Raw genomic sequence first — 19,834 nt, forward strand, 5'->3', positions numbered from 1 at the left:
CGAACACCCCGCTCCCGAAGCCCGACCCCGAGAGGTTCTGATGTCGGAACAAGAAAAGCTGCTCGGTTACCTCCGGCGGGTGACGGCTGATCTGCACCAGACACGGCAGCGGCTGCAGGACGTGGAGTCCGCGGCCCGCGAGCCGATCGCGATCGTCGGGATGAGCTGCCGCTTCCCCGGCGGGGTGCGCTCCCCCGAGGAGTTCTGGCGGCTGCTGAGCGGGGCCGAGGACGGCATCACACCATTCCCCGACGACCGCGGCTGGAACCTCGGCCCGCTCTACGACGCGGACCCCGACCGGCCCGGCACCTCCTACGCGCGCGAGGGCGGATTCCTGTACGACGTCGGCGACTTCGACGCCGACTTCTTCGGTATCTCGCCGCGTGAGGCGCTGGCGATGGACCCCCAGCAGCGGCTGCTGCTGGAAACTTCATGGGAGGCCGTCGAGCGGGCGGGCATCGACCCGGCCTCGCTCAGGGGCAGCCGGTCCGGAGTGTTCGTCGGGGCCGTGGCCCCCGACTACGGGCCGCGGGTGCACGAGGCCACCGACGGCGTCGAGGGCCACCTGGTGACCGGCAGCGCCATCAGCGTCGTATCCGGGCGCGTGGCCTACACCCTGGGCCTGGAGGGCCCGGCCGTGACGGTGGACACCGCGTGTTCCTCGTCGCTGGTCGCCCTGCACCTGGCCGTACAGGCCCTGCGCCAGGGGGAGTGCTCCCTCGCCCTGGCCGGTGGCGTCACCGTCATGGCCACGCCCGGTACCTTCATCGGCTTCAGCCGGCAGCGCGGACTCGCACCCGACGGGCGGTGCAAGCCCTTCGCGGCGGCGGCCGACGGTTTCGGGCCCGCCGAGGGCGTCGGCATGCTGTTCCTGGAGCGGCTCTCCGACGCACACCGCAACGGGCACCCCGTGCTGGCCGTCGTCCGGGGCACGGCGACCAACCAGGACGGCGCGAGCAGCGCGCTCTCCGCCCCCAACGGCCCGTCCCAGCAGCGGGTGATCCGCCAGGCGCTGGCCAACGCCGGACTCACGGCCGGGCAGGTCGACGCCGTCGAGGCACACGGGACGGGAACCAAGCTGGGCGACCCGATCGAGGCACAGGCACTGCTGGCCACCTACGGCCGTGAGCGCGCCACGGGCCACCCGCTGCTGCTGGGGTCGGTCAAGTCGAACATCGGACATACGCAGGCGGCGGCCGGTGTGGCCGGTGTGATGAAGATGGTGCTGGCGATGCGGCACGGAGTGCTGCCCCGCACCCTGCACATCGACGAGCCGTCCCCGCATGTGGACTGGACGGCGGGCACCGTCGAACTCCTCACCGAGGCCACCGCGTGGCCCGAGGGTGAGGAGCCGCGCCGGGCCGGTGTGTCCTCGTTCGGCATCAGCGGCACCAACGCCCACGCCATCATCGAGCAGGCGCCGCCACCGGCCGCTACCGATGCCACTTCCGACGCCGTTTCCGACGCCGCTTCCGGTGCGGACGTGGCGGAGGAAGCGGCGGTGCCCCGGGCGGCGCTCCCGCTCGTCCCCTGGCCGCTGTCCAGCAAGTCCGCATCGGTGCTGCGCTCCCAGGCGACGCGGCTGCTGGACCACGTGGAGCGGCACCCGGAGGTCACGGCCGAGGACATCGGACTGTCCCTCGCCACCACGCGGACCGCCTTCGAGCACCGCGCGGTCGTGCTGGCCCCGGACCGTGCGGAAGCCGTACGGACCCTGGCCGAACACCTCGCGGGCCGGTGCGCCTCCGGGCTGGTCGAAGGCGTCGCCAAGCGCAGCGCCGGAGTCGCCTTCGTCTTCCCCGGCCAGGGGTCGCAGTGGGTGGGCATGGCGGCCGGACTGCTGGATTCCGCGCCGGTGTTCGCCCGGCGGATGGAGGAGTGTGCGGCGGCGTTGGCGCCGTTCGTGGACTGGTCGCTGGTGGATGTGCTCCGCGACCCCGCGGCGCTGGAGCGGGTGGATGTCGTACAGCCCGCCCTGTTCGCGGTGATGGTGTCGCTGGCGGAGCTGTGGCGTTCGTACGGCGTGGAGCCGTCGGCCGTCATCGGCCATTCGCAGGGTGAGATCGCGGCGGCGTGTGTGGCGGGTGCGTTGTCGCTGGAGGATGCCGCGCGCGTGGTGGCCCTGCGCAGCCGCGCCCTGCGCGCGCTGTCCGGGCGCGGTGGCATGGCGTCGGTGTCGCTGCCCGTGGAGCGCGTACGGGAGCGGCTCGCGGCATGGGGCGAGCGGCTGTCGGTGGCGGCGGTGAACGGCCCGTCGGCGGTCGTGGTCTCCGGCGACGCGGACGCGCTGGACGAGTTGCTGGCGGCGTGCGAGGCGGAGGAGATCCGGGCGCGCCGCGTACCCGTGGACTACGCCTCGCACTCCGTCCACGTCGAGAGCATCGAGGACGAGATCCGGCGCACCCTCGCCGGGATCGCTCCGCGCTCCTCATCGGTGCCGTTCTACTCCACGGTGACCGGCGGCGTGCTGGACACCACGGAGCTGAACGCCGGCTACTGGTACCGCAATCTGCGTACGACGGTGCGTTTCGACGAGACCGTACGAGTGCTCCTCGGCGAGGGATTCCAGACGTTCGTGGAGGCCAGCGCGCATCCGGTGCTCACCATGGGCATCGAGCAGACGGCCGACGACCACGGCACCCCCGTGGCGGCCATCGGCTCGCTGCGCCGCGACGAAGGCGGCCCGGACCGGTTCCTGACCTCCCTGGCCGAGGCGCACGTCGGCGGCATCGCCATCGACTGGCGGACGGTGTTCGCCGGAACCGGCGCGCACCCCGTCGAGCTGCCCACCTACGCCTTCCAGCACCAGCGCTACTGGCTCACCTCGGCCACCACCGCGCGCCCCACCGGGAGCGCCCCGGCCGAAGACGGCGCGGACACGCACTTCTGGCAGGCCGTGGAGCGCGAGGACACCGAGGCGCTGGCCGCCGCGCTCCAGGTCCAATCCACCGAGCAGCACGCCTCGTTGGGCACCGTCCTGCCCGCCCTCGCACAGTGGCGTCGGCAGCGGCGCTCCGAATCGACCGTGGACGAGTGGCGCTACCGCGTGATCTGGCGCCCCAAGAGCGGCACCCCGGCCGCCTCGCTTCCGGGGCCATGGCTGCTGCTGGCCCCCAGCTCCCGCCCCGGCGACCCGCTGGTCACGGCCTCCCGCGAGGCACTCGCGGCACACGGCGCCGATGTCGTCCTGGTCGAGCTGGGCGCGGACGACGCACACCGCGCCACGGTGGCCGAGCGGCTGCGCGCCGCCACCGCCGGCCACCCGCTGGACACGCTGTCCGGCGTGCTGTCACTGCTGCCGCTCGACGAACGCCCGTACCCCGCACATCCCGTGGCCACCACCGGCCTGACCCTGACCCTCGCCCTGATCCAGGCCCTCGACGACCTCGGTGTCCGGGCGCCGCTGTGGTGCGCCACCCAGGGCGCGGTGTCCATCGGCAGCTCCGATCCGCTCACCAGCCCCGCCCAGGCGGCGGTGTGGGGCCTGGGCCGGGTGGCCGGAGTGGAGTACCCGGACAGCTGGGGCGGGCTGATCGACCTGCCGCGCACCATGGACGCCCGGGCCGGGGCCCGGTTCGCCGGAGTGCTCGCGGACGGCGGCCCCGAGGACCAGGCCGCGATCCGCGCCTCGGGGGTGATGCTGCGGCGGCTCGAGCCCGCACCCCTCGGGAACACCCCCGCGCGGCGCACCTGGAAGCCCCGTGGCACGGTCCTCATCACCGGTGGCACCGGCGCCCTCGGCAGCCGTCTGGCCCGGTGGCTGGCGCACAACGGCGCCGAACACCTGGTGCTGACCAGCCGCCGCGGGCTCGCCGCCCCCGGCGCCGAAGACCTGGTCGCCGAACTGGCCGAACAGGGCACCCGGGTCACCGTCGCCGCCTGCGACGTGGCGGACCGCGCCGCGCTTCAGCGCGTCCTCGCGTCCGTACCCGACGACCGGCCGCTCACCGCAGTCATCCACGCCGCGGCATATATCGACCTGGCCGGTCTTGGCGCGACGACCTCGGCGGAGTTCGCCCAGGTCATGGACGCGAAAGTGGCGGGCGCGGCCCATCTGGACGAGCTGCTGGGCGACACCCCGCTGGACGCGTTCGTGCTGTTCTCCTCGGTGTCCGGGCTGTGGGGCGTCGGCGACCACGGCGCGTACGCCGCCGCCAACGCCTACCTGGACGCGCTCGCCGAGCGGCGGCGGGCGAACGGCCTGACGGCGACCTCGGTGGCCTGGGGAGTGTGGGACGCCACCGGCGACAACATGCCCGAGGCCCTGGACCTGGACCAGTTGCGGCGGCGTGGACTGCGGTTCATGGACCCTGAGCTCGGCATCGCCGCGCTCCGGCAGACGCTCGACCACGACCAGACCCACCTGGCCATCGCCGATATCGACTGGGAGAACTTCATCCCGGTCTTCACCTCCGCCCGCCCCAGCCCGCTGCTGGACGAACTGCCCGCGATGCGACGGATCCAGGAGGGCACCGACCCCGCCGGGGCGGTCACGAACGCGTCGGCCGACGCCTCGTCGGGCCTGCGGCAGCGGCTGACCGGACTGACCCCCGCCGAGCGTGAGCACACCGTCCTGGAGCTGGTGCGCGCTCAGGTGGTTTCCGTCCTGGGACACGCCACCTCGGACGCGGTGGATTCCGAACGCGCGTTCAAGGACCTCGGCTTCGACTCGCTGACGGCCGTCGAACTGCGCAACCGGCTCAACGCGGCCACCGGGCTGCGCCTGCCCGCCACGCTGGCCTTCGACTACCCCAGCACCGCCGTCCTGAGCGACCACATCCTCACCGAGCTGACGGGCACGACGGCCGACGAGGCGGACGCCCCCGCCCTCCCGCAGACGGCGGCGCGGGCGGAAACGTCCCGGACCGTGCCCGTGGACCCCGACGACGACCCCATCGCCATCGTGGCGATGAGCTGCCGTTATCCGGGTGGGGTGTCCTCGCCCGATGAGCTGTGGCAGCTCGTCATGTCCGGCGGTGACGCGATCGGCGGGCTGCCCACCGACCGTGGCTGGGACATCGAGGCCATCTACGACCCGGACCCGGACGCGCCGGGCAGGACGTATGTGCGCGAAGGCGGTTTCCTCTACGGCGCGGGCCACTTCGACCCGGCGTTCTTCGGTATCTCGCCGCGTGAGGCGCTGGCGATGGACCCCCAGCAGCGGCTGCTGCTGGAGACCTCGTGGGAAGCGTTCGAGCGCGCCGGTATGCCCGCGCTCGCGCTGCGCGGCAGCCGCACCGGCGTCTTCATCGGCTCCAACTACCAGGAGTACGGACCGCGGGTACATGAGGCGCCCGAGGGCTCCGAAGGCCACCTGATGACGGGAAGCGCGGCCAGCGTCGTGTCCGGACGTGTCGCGTACGCCTTCGGCTTCGAGGGCCCCGCGGTGACGGTGGACACCGCGTGCTCCTCGTCCCTGGTGGCGCTGCACTTGGCGGCGCAGGCACTGCGGAACGGGGAGTGCTCCCTGGCGCTCGCCGGTGGCGTCGCCGTCATGCCGAACCCCGGCGCCCTCATCGGCTTCAGCCGCCAGCGGGGCCTGGCGCCCGACGGCCGTTGCAAGGCGTTCGCGGGGGCCGCGGACGGCATGGGGCTCGCGGAGGGCGTCGGCGTGCTGCTGCTCGAGCGGCTGTCCGACGCGCGGCGGAACGGTCACCGGGTGCTGGCCGTGGTGCGGGGCAGCGCGGTCAACCAGGACGGTGCGTCGAACGGCTTGACGGCGCCGAACGGCCCGTCGCAGCAGCGGGTGATCCGGGCGGCGCTGCGGAGTGCTCGGTTGTCGGCTGCTGAGGTGGACGCGGTCGAGGCGCATGGTACGGGTACGAAGCTGGGCGATCCGATTGAGGCGCAGGCGCTGCTGGCGACGTACGGCCAGGAGCGGACGGCCCAGGACCGGCCGCTGTGGCTGGGGTCGGTGAAGTCCAACATCGGCCATACGCAGGCCGCCGCCGGCGTCGCGGGCGTGATGAAGATGGTGCTCGCCATGCGGCACGGTGTGCTGCCGCAGACGCTGCACGTGGATGAGCCGTCGCCGCATGTGGACTGGTCGGCTGGTGCGGTGGAACTGCTGACGGACGCGGTGGAGTGGCCGGAGACCGATCGGCCGCGGCGTGCCGGTGTGTCGTCGTTCGGGATCAGTGGCACCAACGCACACGTCATCCTGGAACACCTCGCCGAGGAACTGCCCGTCGCCGAGCCGGTGACCGACGCGCCTGAGGAGTCGGCGCTGGTGCCGTGGGTGGTGTCGGCGAAGTCCGAGGGTGCGCTGCGGGCGCAGGCGGAGCGATTGCTTCCCTACGCCCGGGGTGAGGCCGGGGCGGAGGCGTCGCCGGCTGATGTGGCGTTGTCGCTGCTCACGACGCGGTCGGCCCTCGATGAGCGGGCCGTGGTGCTGGCGGGCGACGGTGCGGGGTTTGCCGCCGGGTTGCGGGCGCTGGTGGATGGCGTACCGGCGGCGGGTGTGGTGCGCGGATCGGTGGTGCCGGGGAAGCTGGCGGTGCTGTTCTCGGGGCAGGGCAGTCAGCGGGTCGGGATGGGCCGGGAGCTGTATGAGGCGTTCCCGGTCTTCGCGGACGCGTTTGACGAGGTGTGTGCCCTGTTCGACGTGGAGTTGGAGCGGCCGCTGCGGGATGTGGTGTTCGGGGATGTGGCGGGGCTGGATGAGACGGGGTTTACGCAGTGTGGGTTGTTCGCGGTGGAGGTGGGGCTGTTCCGGTTGGTGGAGTCGTGGGGTGTGCGGCCGGATTTTGTGGCGGGGCATTCGATTGGTGAGTTGGTGGCGGCGTGTGTGGCGGGTGTGTTGTCGCTGAAGGACGCGTGTGTGTTGGTGGCGGCTCGTGGGCGGTTGATGCAGGGGTTGCCGTCGGGTGGGGTGATGGTGTCGGTGCAGGCCGCCGAGGCCGACGTACTGCCACTGCTGGCCGGTCGTGAGGCCGAGGTGAGTGTGGCGGCGGTCAACGGTCCGTACTCGACCGTGATCTCCGGCGCGGAAGAAGCTGTGGTGGAGATTGCCGGGCTGCTGGGGGCCGATGGCGTCAAGACCAAGCGGCTGCGGGTCTCGCACGCGTTCCATTCACCCTTGATGGAGCCGATGCTGGCGGAGTTCCGGCGGGTGGCCGAGGGGTTGTCGTACGCGCCTCCCCGCGTCCCCGTCGTATCGAACGTGACGGGACTGGTGGCGGACGCCGAGGCGCTGTGCTCGGCCGAGTACTGGGTGCGGCACGTCCGCGAGACCGTGCGGTTCGCGGACGGTGTGGAGTGCCTGGCCGGGCAAGGCGTAGTCAGTTACCTGGAGTTGGGCCCCGACGGAGTCCTCTCCGGGATGGGGCAGGAGTGTGTGCCGGACGCCGTCTTCGCCCCTGTTCTTCGCGGCGGCTGGGAAGAGACCGCCTCGGTCATGGAGGGGCTGGCCCAGATCCATGTGCGGGGCCGCGCCGTGGACTGGGCCGCCCTGCTCGCACCGGCGCGCCCCCGGGCCGTCGAGCTGCCCACGTACCCCTTCCAGCGGGAGCACTTCTGGCTGGAGTCGTCCGTCCCCACGGCTGAGACGGGCCCCACGGACGCGGTGGACGCCGACTTCTGGGACGCGGTGGAGCGTGAGGATCTGCCCGCGCTCAGGGACACGCTGGCGGTCGCGGACGAGAACGGTGCCGGTGAGTCGCTGGCGGCGGTGTTGCCGGTGCTGTCGTCGTGGCGTCGCCGTGGACGTGAGCGTGCCACGGTGGACGGGTGGCGCTACCGCGTGTCGTGGTCGCCGATGTCCGACGGGGCGGGCACGGTGACCGGTCCGTGGCTGGTCGCGGTCCCCGCGGGGATGACCGCCGACCCGTGGGTGTCGGCGTGTGCGGACGCCCTCGCCGGGCGTGGTGCACGGCCGGTGATGGTAGAGCTGGGGCCCGATGACGCCGACCGTGAGTTGGTGGCGGCGCGGCTCCGCGCGGCTCTGGACGGGGCCGAAGCGGCCGCCGCCGCAGGGGTGTTGTCCCTGCTGGCGCTGGCCGGGGGACGCCACGGCCGGCATCGGTCGGTGCCCCTGGGCGTGGCCTTGACGCTGTCTCTGGTGCAGGCGGTGGGCGACGTGGGCGTAGCCGCTCCGGTGTGGTGTGCGACGCGCGGTGCGGTCGCCGTCGCTGGTTCCGAGGGCGTACGTACGGTGGAGCAGGCGGCGGTGTGGGGCCTGGGCCGCGTGGCCGGTCTGGAGGTGCCCGAGCGCTGGGGCGGCCTGCTGGATCTTCCCGAGGCGTGGGACGCGCGGGTGGCGGATCGCCTCGCGGATGTGGTGAGCGGTCGTACGGGCGAGAGCGAGGTCGCCGTGCGCGGCTCGGGATTGTTCGCGCGCCGTATCGTCCGGGCGTCGGGCGGCGGGCATGGTGTCGGGGGGTGGGTGCCGTCGGGGACGGTGTTGGTGACGGGTGGTACGGGTGCGTTGGGTGCCCGTGTGGCGCGGTGGCTGGCGTGTGCGGGTGCGGAGCATCTGCTGTTGGTGTCGCGTCGTGGTTCTGAGGCCGCGGGCGTGGATGAGTTGTGTGCCGAGCTCAGGGAGATTGGTGCTGGGGTGACGGTTGTGGCGTGTGATGTGGGTGATCGGGATGCGTTGGCTGGGGTGTTGGCGGGGGTGCCGGAGGAGTTGCCGTTGACGGGGGTGGTGCATGCGGCGGGTGTGTTGGATGACGGGGTGTTGGACGGGTTGTCGGTGGAGCGGTTCGAGGGTGTGTTGCGGGCGAAGTCGGAGGCGGCGTGGCATTTGCATGAGTTGACGCGGGGGCTGGATCTTTCGGCGTTTGTGCTGTTCTCGTCGTTTTCGGGGATGGTGGGTGCCGCTGGGCAGGCGAACTATGCAGCGGCGAACGCGACGTTGGACGCGTTGGCGGAGTGGCGGCGGGGTGCGGGGCTTCCGGCCACCTCGGTGGCCTGGGGTCCCTGGGCCGACAACGGCATGGCCGTCAGCAGCGCCGAGGTCAGCCGCACCATCCGGCGCAATGGCATGACCGCGATGGATCCACGGCTGGCTCTGGCGGCGCTGGAGCGCGCCGTCACCCACCCGGACGCCGCTCTCGCCGTCGTCGACGCCGACTGGGAGCGTTTCGCCGACACCTTCGAGGCCCGGCGGCTGTCCCGGCTGCTCAGCGGAGTCCCGGAAGTCCGGAAGCTGACCGCGACCGCCCGGCCCGGCGACACCGACCCCGCGCACACCGAGGAGTCCTCGGCACTCGTCCGCCGTCTGGAGACCCTGTCCGAGGCCGAACGGCAGCGCGCCCTGCTGGAGCTCGTGCGTGCCCACGTGGCCGCCGTACTCGGGCACAGCGGTGTGGACGCCATCGGCCCCGGCCGCGCCTTCATGGAGATCGGCTTCGACTCCCTGACCGCGGTGGGCCTGCGCAACCAGCTCAGCGAGGCCACGGGCGTTCAGCTCCCAGCCACCCTGGTCTTCGACTACCCCACCCCGAACGCGCTGGCCGGATATCTGCTCACCGAACTGCTCGGCGGCCACGCGCGGCCGGACGGCGCGCCGACGGACGCCGCCACGACCGCGTCCGCCGCGGCGGACGAGCCGATCGCGATCGTCTCGATGAGCTGCCGCTTCCCCGGCGACGTACGCTCCGCCGACGATCTGTGGCGGCTGCTGGCCGCCGGAGAGGATGCCGTCTCGGCCTTCCCCACGGACCGTGGCTGGGACCTCGACGGGCTGTACGACACGGATCCGGACGCGATCGGAAAGAGCTACGTGCGCGAGGGCGCGTTCCTCTCCGAGGTGAGCGGCTTCGACGCGTCCTTCTTCGGCATCTCGCCACGCGAGGCACTGGCGATGGACCCCCAGCAGCGGCTGCTGCTGGAGACGTCATGGGAGCTGTGGGAGCGGGCCGGAATCGACCCGGAAGCGGTGCGCGGCAGCCGTACCGGCGTGTTCATGGGCACCAACGGGCAGGAGTACGTGTCCCTGGTCGACCGGGCCCCGGAGACCACCGAAGGCTATGTGGCCACCGGCAACGCGGCCAGCGTCGTCTCCGGCCGCATCTCGTACACCTTCGGCTTCGAGGGCCCGGCGGTCACGGTGGACACGGCCTGCTCGTCGTCCCTGGTGGCGCTGCACCTGGCGGCGCAGGCGCTGCGCCAGGGCGAGTGCTCCCTCGCGCTCGCCGGTGGCGTCTCGGTGATGGTGTCACCGCGTGGCTTCGTGGAGTTCAGCCGTCAGCGGGGTCTCGCGCCCGACGGCCGGTGCAAGCCGTTCGCGGCGGCCGCCGACGGCACGGCCTGGGGCGAGGGCGTGGGCATGCTGCTGCTGGAGCGGCTGTCGGACGCGCGCCGCAACGGCCATCAGATCCTCGCGGTGGTACGTGGCTCCGCCGTCAACCAGGACGGTGCCAGCAACGGCCTCACCGCGCCCAACGGCCCGTCCCAGCAGCGGGTGATCCGCCAGGCCCTGGCCAACGCCGGGCTCCCGGCCGGGCAGGTCGACGTCGTCGAGGCGCACGGTACGGGTACGACACTGGGCGATCCGATCGAGGCGCAGGCGCTGCTGGCCACGTACGGCCGGGAGCACACCGATGACCAGCCCCTGTGGCTCGGCTCGATCAAGTCCAACATCGGGCATACGCAGGCGGCCGCCGGTGTGGCGGGCCTGATCAAGGTGGTGCTGGCCATGCGGCACGGTCTGCTGCCCGGGATGCCGAACGTGGACGAGCCCTCCCCGTATGTGGACTGGTCGCCCGGCACCGTCCAGCTGCTGACCGATGCCACGCCGTGGCCCGAGACCGGTCGCCCCCGGCGGGCGGGCGTGTCCTCCTTCGGCGTCAGCGGCACCAACGCGCACGTCATCCTCGAACAGGCGCCTTCGCCGCGACCGGAGCTCGAGCGGGCCGCCGTGGGCATGCCCGCCGGTGACCTGGGGCGGCTGCCCGTCACTCCCTGGCCGGTCTCGGGCAAGTCCGAGGCCGCGCTGCGCACACAGGCGGACCGGCTGCTGGCGCATGTGCGCGAGCGGGCGGAGCTCTCGGCCGATGACATCGGCCTGTCGCTGGCGACCACGCGCAGTGCGTTCGAGCACCGTGCGGTGGTCCTGGCCGGGGACCGGGCCGGTCTGGTCGATGGCGTGGCGGCACTCGCGGAGGACCGGGACGCCTCGGGGCTGATCCGGGGTGTGGCCGGTGCTGACGGTCGTGCGGTGTTGGTCTTCCCTGGTCAGGGGTCGCAGTGGGTGGGGATGGCGGCGGGGTTGCTGGAGTCTTCGCCGGTGTTCGCGGGGCGGATCGGGGAGTGTGCGGCGGCGTTGGCGCCGTTCGTGGAGTGGTCGCTCGGGGATGTGTTGCGGGGTGGTGAGGGTGCTGCGGTGGCGTTGGAGCGGGTGGATGTGGTGCAGGCGGTGTTGTGGGCGGTGATGGTGTCGTTGGCTGAGCTGTGGCGTTCGTACGGTGTGGAGCCTGCGGCGGTCATCGGTCATTCGCAGGGTGAGATCGCGGCGGCGTGTGTGGCGGGTGCGTTGTCGTTGGAGGACGCGGCGCGGGTGGTGGCGTTGCGGAGTAAGGCGTTGCGGGCGTTGTCGGGGTTGGGTGGCATGGTGTCGGTGTCGTTGCCGGTGGACTCGGTGCGGGAGCGGTTGGGCCGGTGGGGTGAGCGGTTGTCGGTGGCGGCGGTGAACGGGCCGTCGGCGGTCGTGGTCTCCGGTGACGCGGACGCGTTGGACGAGCTGCTGGCGGCGTGCGAGGCGGACGAGGTCCGGGCGCGTCGCGTTCCGGTGGATTACGCCTCGCACTGCGCCCATGTGGAGGACATCGAGGGCGAGTTGCTGCGGGAGCTCGCGGGGATCGCTCCTCGGCCGTCGTCGGTGCCGTTCTACTCGACGGTGACCGGTGGAGCGCTCGATACGGCCGACCTGGACGCCGCGTACTGGTACCGCAATCTGCGCCACACCGTGCGCTTCGAGGAGACCGTACGCGCCCTGCTGGCCGATGGCTTCGATACGTTCATCGAGGCCAGCGCCCATCCAGTGCTCACCATGGGCGTGGAGCAGACCGCCGAGGACCATGGAGCACGGGTCACCGCGGTCGGTTCGCTGCGCCGCGACGAAGGCGGGCTCGACCGGTTCCTCACCTCACTGGCCGAGGCGTACGTGGGCGGCGCGTCCGTCGACTGGGCAGGGCTCTTCGCGGGCACGGGCGCGCGGCGTGTCGATCTGCCGACGTACGCCTTCCAGCACCAGCGCTTCTGGGTCGAGCCGTCAGCCGTGGCGGGCGATGTGTCGTCGGCCGGGCTGGTCTCCACCGACCATCCACTGCTCGGCGCGGCGGTCGCGCTGCCCGAGTTCGGCGGGCAGCTGTTCACCGGTCGGCTCTCGCTCCGTACGCACCCGTGGCTGGCCGACCACACCATTCGCGGCACCGCGCTGCTCCCCGGATCCGCCCTGGTCGAGTTGGTGCTGCGAGCCGGTGACGCGGTCGGCTGCGGCCATGTGGAGGAGCTGACGCAGGAAACGCCCCTCGCCCTTCCCGAGAGTGGCGCCGTCCAGCTGCAACTGACGGTGGGCGGCCCGGACGACTCCGGACGCCGCACCGTGAACCTCTACTCGCGCTTCGAGGACGGGCCCCCCGACCTGTCGTGGACCCACCATGCCACCGGTGTGCTGGCCACGGAGGGGCCCACGGCGCCGACGGAGACCGGGCTCGGCCAGTGGCCGCCGGCGGATGCCTCGCCGATGGACCTCGGCGACCGGTACCCGAGCGCGGCCGCGCTCGGCGGTGTCGAGTACGGTCCGGCGTTCCGTGCCCTGCGCCATGCGTGGCGTCGCGGTGCGGAGATCTTCGCCGAGGTGGCGTTGGCGGAGGACATGCGCCCGGAGGCCGGTCGCTTCGGTCTGCACCCCGTGCTGCTCGACGCGGCCCTGCACGCCGCGGCCGAGCTGACGGCCGACGACGGCGGCCGCGTCCGGCTCCCGTACCGGTGGACCGGTATGTCCCTGTACGCCACCGGTGCGACGACCCTGCGCGTACGGCTCTCCACGGAACGGCCGGACGGCATGGCGATCCTGCTGGCCGACGAATCGGGCCACGCGGTGGCCGATGTCGACGCGGTGGCGACCCGCACCTTCACATCGGAGCAGCTCACCGGGGGTCGGAGGCCCCATGAGTCGCTGTTCCGGGTGGAGTGGATGAGTGTCCCGGCGGCCTCCGCCGGTGTCGAGCCGGACCGTGCCCACTGGTCGATCGTCGGCCCTGACGGCGCCGGACTGCGCACCGCGCTCGGAACGAGCGGTGGCCGGATCGACGAGTACGACGACATGGGCGCACTGCTCCGGCCCGACGCATCGGCCGCGGCCGTGCCCGACCTCGTACTCCTGCCGTTCCTCACCGACTCGGCAACCGACCCCGTCGCGGCGGAGGACGACCTGGTGTCCGCGACCCGTCAGGCGACGCATCGCGCCCTGGACGTGCTCCAGGCGTGGCTGGCAGAGGAGCGGTGCGCCGACTCGCGACTGGTGGTGGTGACGCGGGGTGCCGTGGCGGCCGTGGCGGGTGAGGACGTGCCGGACACGGCGGCTGCCGCGGTCTGGGGGTTGGTGCGCTCGGCACAGGCCGAGCATCCGGACCGATTCGTCCTGGTGGATCTGGAGAGCCTGGAGTGGGCCGCTGAGGCGATCGGCGCGGCGGTGGCCACCGGAGAGCCGCAGATCGCCGTGCGTGGGGGCGGCGCGTACGCCCCCAGGCTGACCCGGGCTCTGGTACCCGTGGCGCCTCAGCGAGAGCCGGTGTGGGAGCCCGATGGTTCGGTGCTGATCACCGGCGCCAGTGGTGTGCTGGGCGGTTTGGTGGCACGCCATGTGGCCGCCCGCCACGGGGTGCGCAGCGTGGTGCTGGTGTCGCGTCGCGGCCGCGACGCGGCGGGCGCGGCGGAGCTGGAAGCCGAGCTCGCCGACATCGGCGCACGCGTGGTGTTCGAGGCGTGCGACGTCGCCGACCGGGAGGCGTTGGCCGGGGTGCTGGCGCGTATTCCGGCGGATCGTCCGCTGCGCGGTGTGGTGCATGCGGCCGGTGTGCTGGACGACGGTCTGGTCGAGTCGTTGACGCCGGAGCGCATCGACGCGGTGCTGCGGCCGAAGGCCGACGCGGCGGTGCATCTGGATGAGTTGACGCGGGATCTGGAGCTGTCGGCGTTTGTGATGTTCTCCTCGGCCGCTGCGACATTCGGTGCGGCGGGTCAGGGGAACTACGCGGCGGCGAACATGTTCCTGGATGCGCTGGCGGCGCGGCGTCGGGCGCGTGGGCTTGCGGGGGTGTCGTTGGCCTGGGGTTTCTGGGCCGAACGCAGCGATATGACCGGCCACTTGGGCGAGGTCGACATGGCCCGGATGGCACGGTTCGGGATGACCCCCCTGACCGCCGACGAGGGACTCGCGCTCTTCGACGCGGCACACACGACCGATGACACCCTGCTGGTGCCGACGCGTATGGACGTGGCGGTGCTCCGCGCACACGCCCGGCCCGGAACCACACCCGCCCTGCTGCGCCACCTCATCGGAGCCCCGGCCCGACGGGTGATCGACGCCGCCACCGACGATCTGGGCGGCGCCACCGCCCTCGTACGCCGTCTCATGGATCTGCCCCGGTCCGGGCGGGAGGAGGTCCTGCTGGAGCTGGTGACCGATCACGCGGGAGCCGTCCTCGGCCACACGGAGTCGGACGCGATCGCTCCCGACCGCGCCTTCAGCGACATCGGCTTCGACTCGCTCACCGCGGTCGAACTGCGCAACCGCCTCAACGCCGCCACCGGTCTGCGGCTTCCGGCCACGCTGGTCTTCGACTATCCGACACCGACCGCGGTCGCCCGCCACATCCTCGGCGAGGTGATGGGCTCCGCGCGGGCCGAAGCCGAAACCCCGGCCCTCGACCGGACCCGGGCCACGCCGTCAGCGCGCCACGCCGTGACCGACGACGAGCCGATCGCCATCGTCGGAATGGGCTGCCGCTTCCCGGGCGGTGTCCGTACGCCCGAAGAGCTGTGGCAACTGCTCATCAGCGGCGGGGACGCGATCGCGGGGCTGCCCGACGATCGCGGCTGGGACCTGGAGGGTCTGTATCACCCGGATCCCGATCACCGGGGCACGGCGTATGCGCGTGAGGGTGGTTTCCTGTACGACGCGGGTGATTTCGATCCGGCGTTCTTCGGGATTTCGCCGCGTGAGGCGCTGGCGATGGATCCGCAGCAGCGGTTGCTGCTGGAGACGTCGTGGGAGGCGCTGGAGCGGGCCGGTATCGACCCGGCGTCGGTGCGCGGCAGCCAGACCGGCGTGTTCTGCGGGCTGACCTACCACGACTACACCGACGCGGTGCAGCAGGCCGGCGAGGCCACCGAGGGCTACCTCATGACGGGCAACGCGGGGAGCGTCGCCTCCGGGCGCATCTCCTACACCTTCGGCTTCGAGGGACCCGCGGTGACGGTGGACACCGCCTGCTCGTCGTCCCTGGTGGCGCTGCACTGGGCCGCCCAGGCGCTGCGGCAGGGCGAGTGCTCGCTGGCCCTCGCGGGCGGCGCCACGGTCATGGCCAGCCCGCTCGCTTTCGTCGAGTTCAGCCGTCAGCGCGGACTGGCCCCGGACGGGCGCTGCAAGCCCTTCGCGGGAGCCGCCGACGGCACCGGATGGGCCGAGGGCGTCGGGATGCTGCTGCTGGAACGGCTGTCCGACGCGCGGCGGAACGGTCACCAGGTGCTCGCGGTGGTGCGTGGCAGCGCCATCAACCAGGACGGTGCGTCGAACGGTCTGACCGCGCCGAATGGTCCGTCGCAGCAGCGGGTGATCCGGGCGGCGTTGGAGAGTGCTCGGTTGTCGGCTGCTGAGGTGGACGCGGTCGAGGCGCATGGTACGGGTACCAGGCTTGGTGACCCGATTGAGGCGCAGGCGTTGCTGGCGACGTACGGGCAGGAGCGGGCGGCCGAGGGGTGGCCGCTGTGGCTGGGTGCGATCAAGTCGAACATTGGCCATGCGCAGGCGGCTGCGGGTGTGGCGGGTGTGATGAAGATGGTGCTGGCGATGCGGCACGGTGTGCTGCCGCAGACGCTGCACGTGGATGAGGCGTCGCCGCATGTGGACTGGTCGGCGGGTGCGGTGGAGCTGCTGACGCATGCGGTGGAGTGGCCGGAGACCGGCCGTCCCCGGCGTGCGGGTGTGTCGTCGTTCGGCATCAGTGGCACCAACGCACACGTCATCCTGGAACACGCCCCCGAGGAACTGCCCGTCGTCGGGCCGGTGACGGACGGATCCGCCGGGTCGACGCTGGTGCCGTGGGTGGTGTCGGCGAAGTCCGAGGGTGCGCTGCGGGCCCAGGCGGAGCGGCTGCTGTCGTACGCGCGCGGTCAGGCCGGGGCGGAGACGTCGGTGGCCGATGTGGCGTCGTCACTGGTCACGACGCGTAGCGCGTTTGAGCACCGTGCCGTGGTGCTGGCCGCTGACCGGGCTGGTCTTGTCGATGGGCTGAAGGCACTGTCGAGTGGTGACCTGGCGCCGGGCGTGGTTCAGGGTTCTGCGGTGCCGGGCAAGTTGGCGGTGTTGTTCTCGGGGCAGGGCAGTCAGCGGGTCGGGATGGGTGAGGGGTTGTATGAGGCGTTCCCGGTGTTCGCGGAGGCGTTCGATGAGGTGTGTGCGTGGTTCGATGGGGTGTTGGAGTGTTCGCTGCGGGAGGTGATCCGTGGGGACGCGGCGGGGCTGGAGGGGACCGCGTATACCCAGTGTGGGTTGTTCGCGGTGGAGGTGGGGCTGTTCCGGTTGGTGGAGTCGTGGGGTGTGCGGCCGGATTTTGTGGCGGGGCATTCGATTGGTGAGCTGGTGGCGGCGCATGTGGCGGGGGTGTTGTCGCTGGCAGACGCGTGTGCTTTGGTGGCGGCTCGTGGGCGGTTGATGCAGGGGTTGCCGTCGGGTGGGGTGATGGTGTCGGTGCAGGCCGCCGAGGCCGACGTACTGCCGTTCCTGGCCGGTCGTGAGGCCGAGGTGAGTGTGGCGGCGGTCAACGGGCCGCACTCGACCGTGATCTCCGGGGCGGAAGGGGCGGTGTCGGAGGTCGCCGGGCGGTTTGGGGCTCAGGGCGTCAAGACCAAGCGGCTGCGGGTCTCGCATGCCTTCCATTCACCCCTGATGGAGCCGATGCTGGCGGAGTTCCGGCGGGTGGCCGAGGGGTTGTCGTACGCGCCTCCGCGCATCCCCGTCGTATCGAACGTGACGGGCCTCGTCGCGGACGCCGATGCGCTGTGCTCGGCCGAGTACTGGGTGCGCCACGTTCGCGAGACCGTGCGCTTCGCGGACGGTGTAGGGAGCCTGGCCGACGCGGGAGTCGCCACCTACCTGGAGCTCGGCCCGGACGAGGTTCTGTCCACGATGGGTGAGCAGTGCCTGCCGGAGGAGACAGCAGATGACGCCGTCTTCCTGCCTGCCGCGCGTTCCGGTCGCGACGAGGCCGAGACCGCACTGACGCTCGCCGCCGGGGCCCATGTCCGGGGTGTGCCGGTGGACTGGACGGCCGTGCTCGCGCCCATCGCCGGACGACCGGCGCGGCGGGTGGAGCTGCCGACGTACGCGTTCCAACGCACGCGCTACTGGGTTGCGACAGGCGCGGCGCCGGAACCCCATCGCGGCACGGCGGACGTTCAACGCGAGTCCGCCGACGCCGACTTCTGGGACGCGGTGGAACGCGGGGACCTGTCGGCGCTCGCGGACACGCTGGCCGTCGAGAGCGAGGCCGTCACGGGTGAGTCGCTCGCGACGGTGCTGCCGGTCCTGTCGTCGTGGCGGCGTCGTAGCCGTGAGCGGTCGCAGGTCGACGCGTGGCGCTACCGGATCGACTGGTCGCCGGTCTCGGAGGCGGCGGCCGCGTCGCTGACGGGAACGTGGCTGGTGGCGGTGGACGCCGGGCTGGCCGACTACGCATGGGTCGCGGACTGCGCGGCGGCCTTGGCCATGCACGGCGCGCTGCCCGTGGTCGTCGAGCTCGATGCTGCCGACGCCGACCGTGAGGCGGTGGCGGCACGGCTGCGCGAGGCCCTGGGCGGCGCGGAAAGGGCTGCCGCCGAGGTCACGGGAGTGCTGTCGCTGCTGGCTTTGGCCGAGGGGCGGCACAGCCGGTATGCGGCGGTGCCATCGGGTCTGGCACTGACGTTGTCCCTGCTCCAGGGGATAGGCGATGCGGGCGTGGGCGGCCGTGTGTGGTGTGTGACGCGGGGCGCGATGGCGACGCGCGGTTCGGAGAGCCCGTTGAGCCTGGAGCAGGCGGCGGTGTGGGGGCTGGGCCGGGTCGCCGGGATGGAGGCCCCGGAGCGCTGGGGCGGCCTGGTCGACCTGCCTCAGGACCCGGATGGCCGGGCCCTGCAGCGGCTGACCGCCGTCATCAGCGGTGCCACCGGTGAGGACGAGGTGGCCGTGCGGGCGTCGGGTGTGTTCGCTCGCCGTGTGGTCCGGGCGGCCGTGGGCGCCGAGAACGGGGAGACGTGGCAGCCGTCGGGCACCGTGCTGGTGACCGGTGGTACGGGTGCGCTGGGCGTTCACGTGGCGCGGTGGCTGGCGCGGGCCGGTGCGGAGCATCTGGTGCTGGTCTCGCGGCGCGGTCCGGCGGCCGAGGGCGTGGACAAGTTGCGGGCGCAGCTGGCCGAGTTGGGTGCCCGGGTGACGGTCGCGGCATGTGATGTGGGCGACCGCGAGGCGCTGGCCGGGGTGTTGGCCCGGGTGCCGGAGGAGTTCCCGCTGACGGCTGTGGTGCATACGGCGGGTGTGCTGGATGACGGGGTGCTGGACGGGCTGTCGGTGGACCGGTTCCAGGGTGTGCTGCGGGCGAAGTCCGAGGCGGCGTGGCATCTGCACGAGCTGACGCGCGAGCTGGACCTTTCGGCGTTCGTGCTGTTCTCCTCGTTCTCCGCGACGGTGGGCGGTGCCGGACAGGGCAACTACGCGGCGGCGAACGCCTTCCTGGACGCGCTCGCCGAACACCGCCGCGCCGAGGGCCTGCCCGCCACCTCCGTGGCCTGGGGGCCGTGGGCCGACGGCGGCATGGCCACCCAGGACGCGGCCATCAGCGGCCGCATGGAGCGGTTCGGCCTGCCCGCGATGGAACCCGAGCTGGCCGTCACCGCGATGGCCCGGGCCGTCAACCAGCCCGACAGCTGCCCTGTCATCACCGACATCGACTGGCCGAGGTTCACCGCCGGTGTCGACGGCACCCGGCTCGGCCTCCTCTTCGGTGACATCGCCGAGGTCAGGACGGCACGGCAGGCCGCCGACGCCACGCTGGACGGGCAGCCCGCCGGCCCCCACCGGCCGACGCTCGCCACGACACTCGCGGAGCTCCCGGCGGCGGAACGCGAACCCGCCCTGCGCGACCTGGTGCGTACGCATACGGCGGCCGTCCTCGGATACGCCACGCACGAGGGCATCGACACCGAGCGTGGCTTCTTCGACATGGGGCTCGATTCGCTGACCGCCGTGGAGCTGCGCAACCGGCTCAACGCGGCCACCGGGCTGCGGCTGCGGCCGACCGCACTGTTCGACTACGGATCACCGTCCGCGCTGGCCCGCCACCTCAAGGGGGAGCTGGTCGAGGACGAGGCCGCCCCGGAGAAGTCGCTGCCCGCCGAGATCGACCGACTCGAAACCGTCCTCACGGCCATGCCGCAGGACGACATCGCCCGGACGAAGGCCATCGTCCGGCTCCAGTCGGTGCTGGCCAAGCTGAGCGAACCCGTCGGCGGGGGCGGGAGCTCCGTACGGGACGACAGCGCCAACGACGACCTGGAAAGCGCATCGGTGGACGAGCTCTTCGACGTCATCGACCGAGAACTCGGAGACGCCTGACATGAACGAGAACCA

The 19,834-nt window shown here is 72.4% G+C and carries 1 protein-coding gene; it reads left to right on the forward strand.

What is annotated here, in order from left to right; genetic code table 11:
• Positions 1–40 precede the first annotated feature (40 nt).
• Entirely contained in the window at positions 41–19,819 is a 19,779-nt protein-coding gene (locus LIV37_RS46945; RefSeq protein WP_121826551.1) for a type I polyketide synthase, read from the forward strand.
• The last annotated feature ends 15 nt before the right edge of the window (positions 19,820–19,834 follow it).

It is taken from the genome of Streptomyces rapamycinicus NRRL 5491, from assembly GCF_024298965.1.
GTDB lineage: Bacteria > Actinomycetota > Actinomycetes > Streptomycetales > Streptomycetaceae > Streptomyces > Streptomyces rapamycinicus.

Bases quoted from the DNA above. Each gene is read 5' to 3' on its own strand.
- LIV37_RS46945 (WP_121826551.1), top strand. From the start codon at position 41: ATGTCGGAACAAGAAAAGCTGCTCGGTTACCTCCGGCGGGTGACGGCT.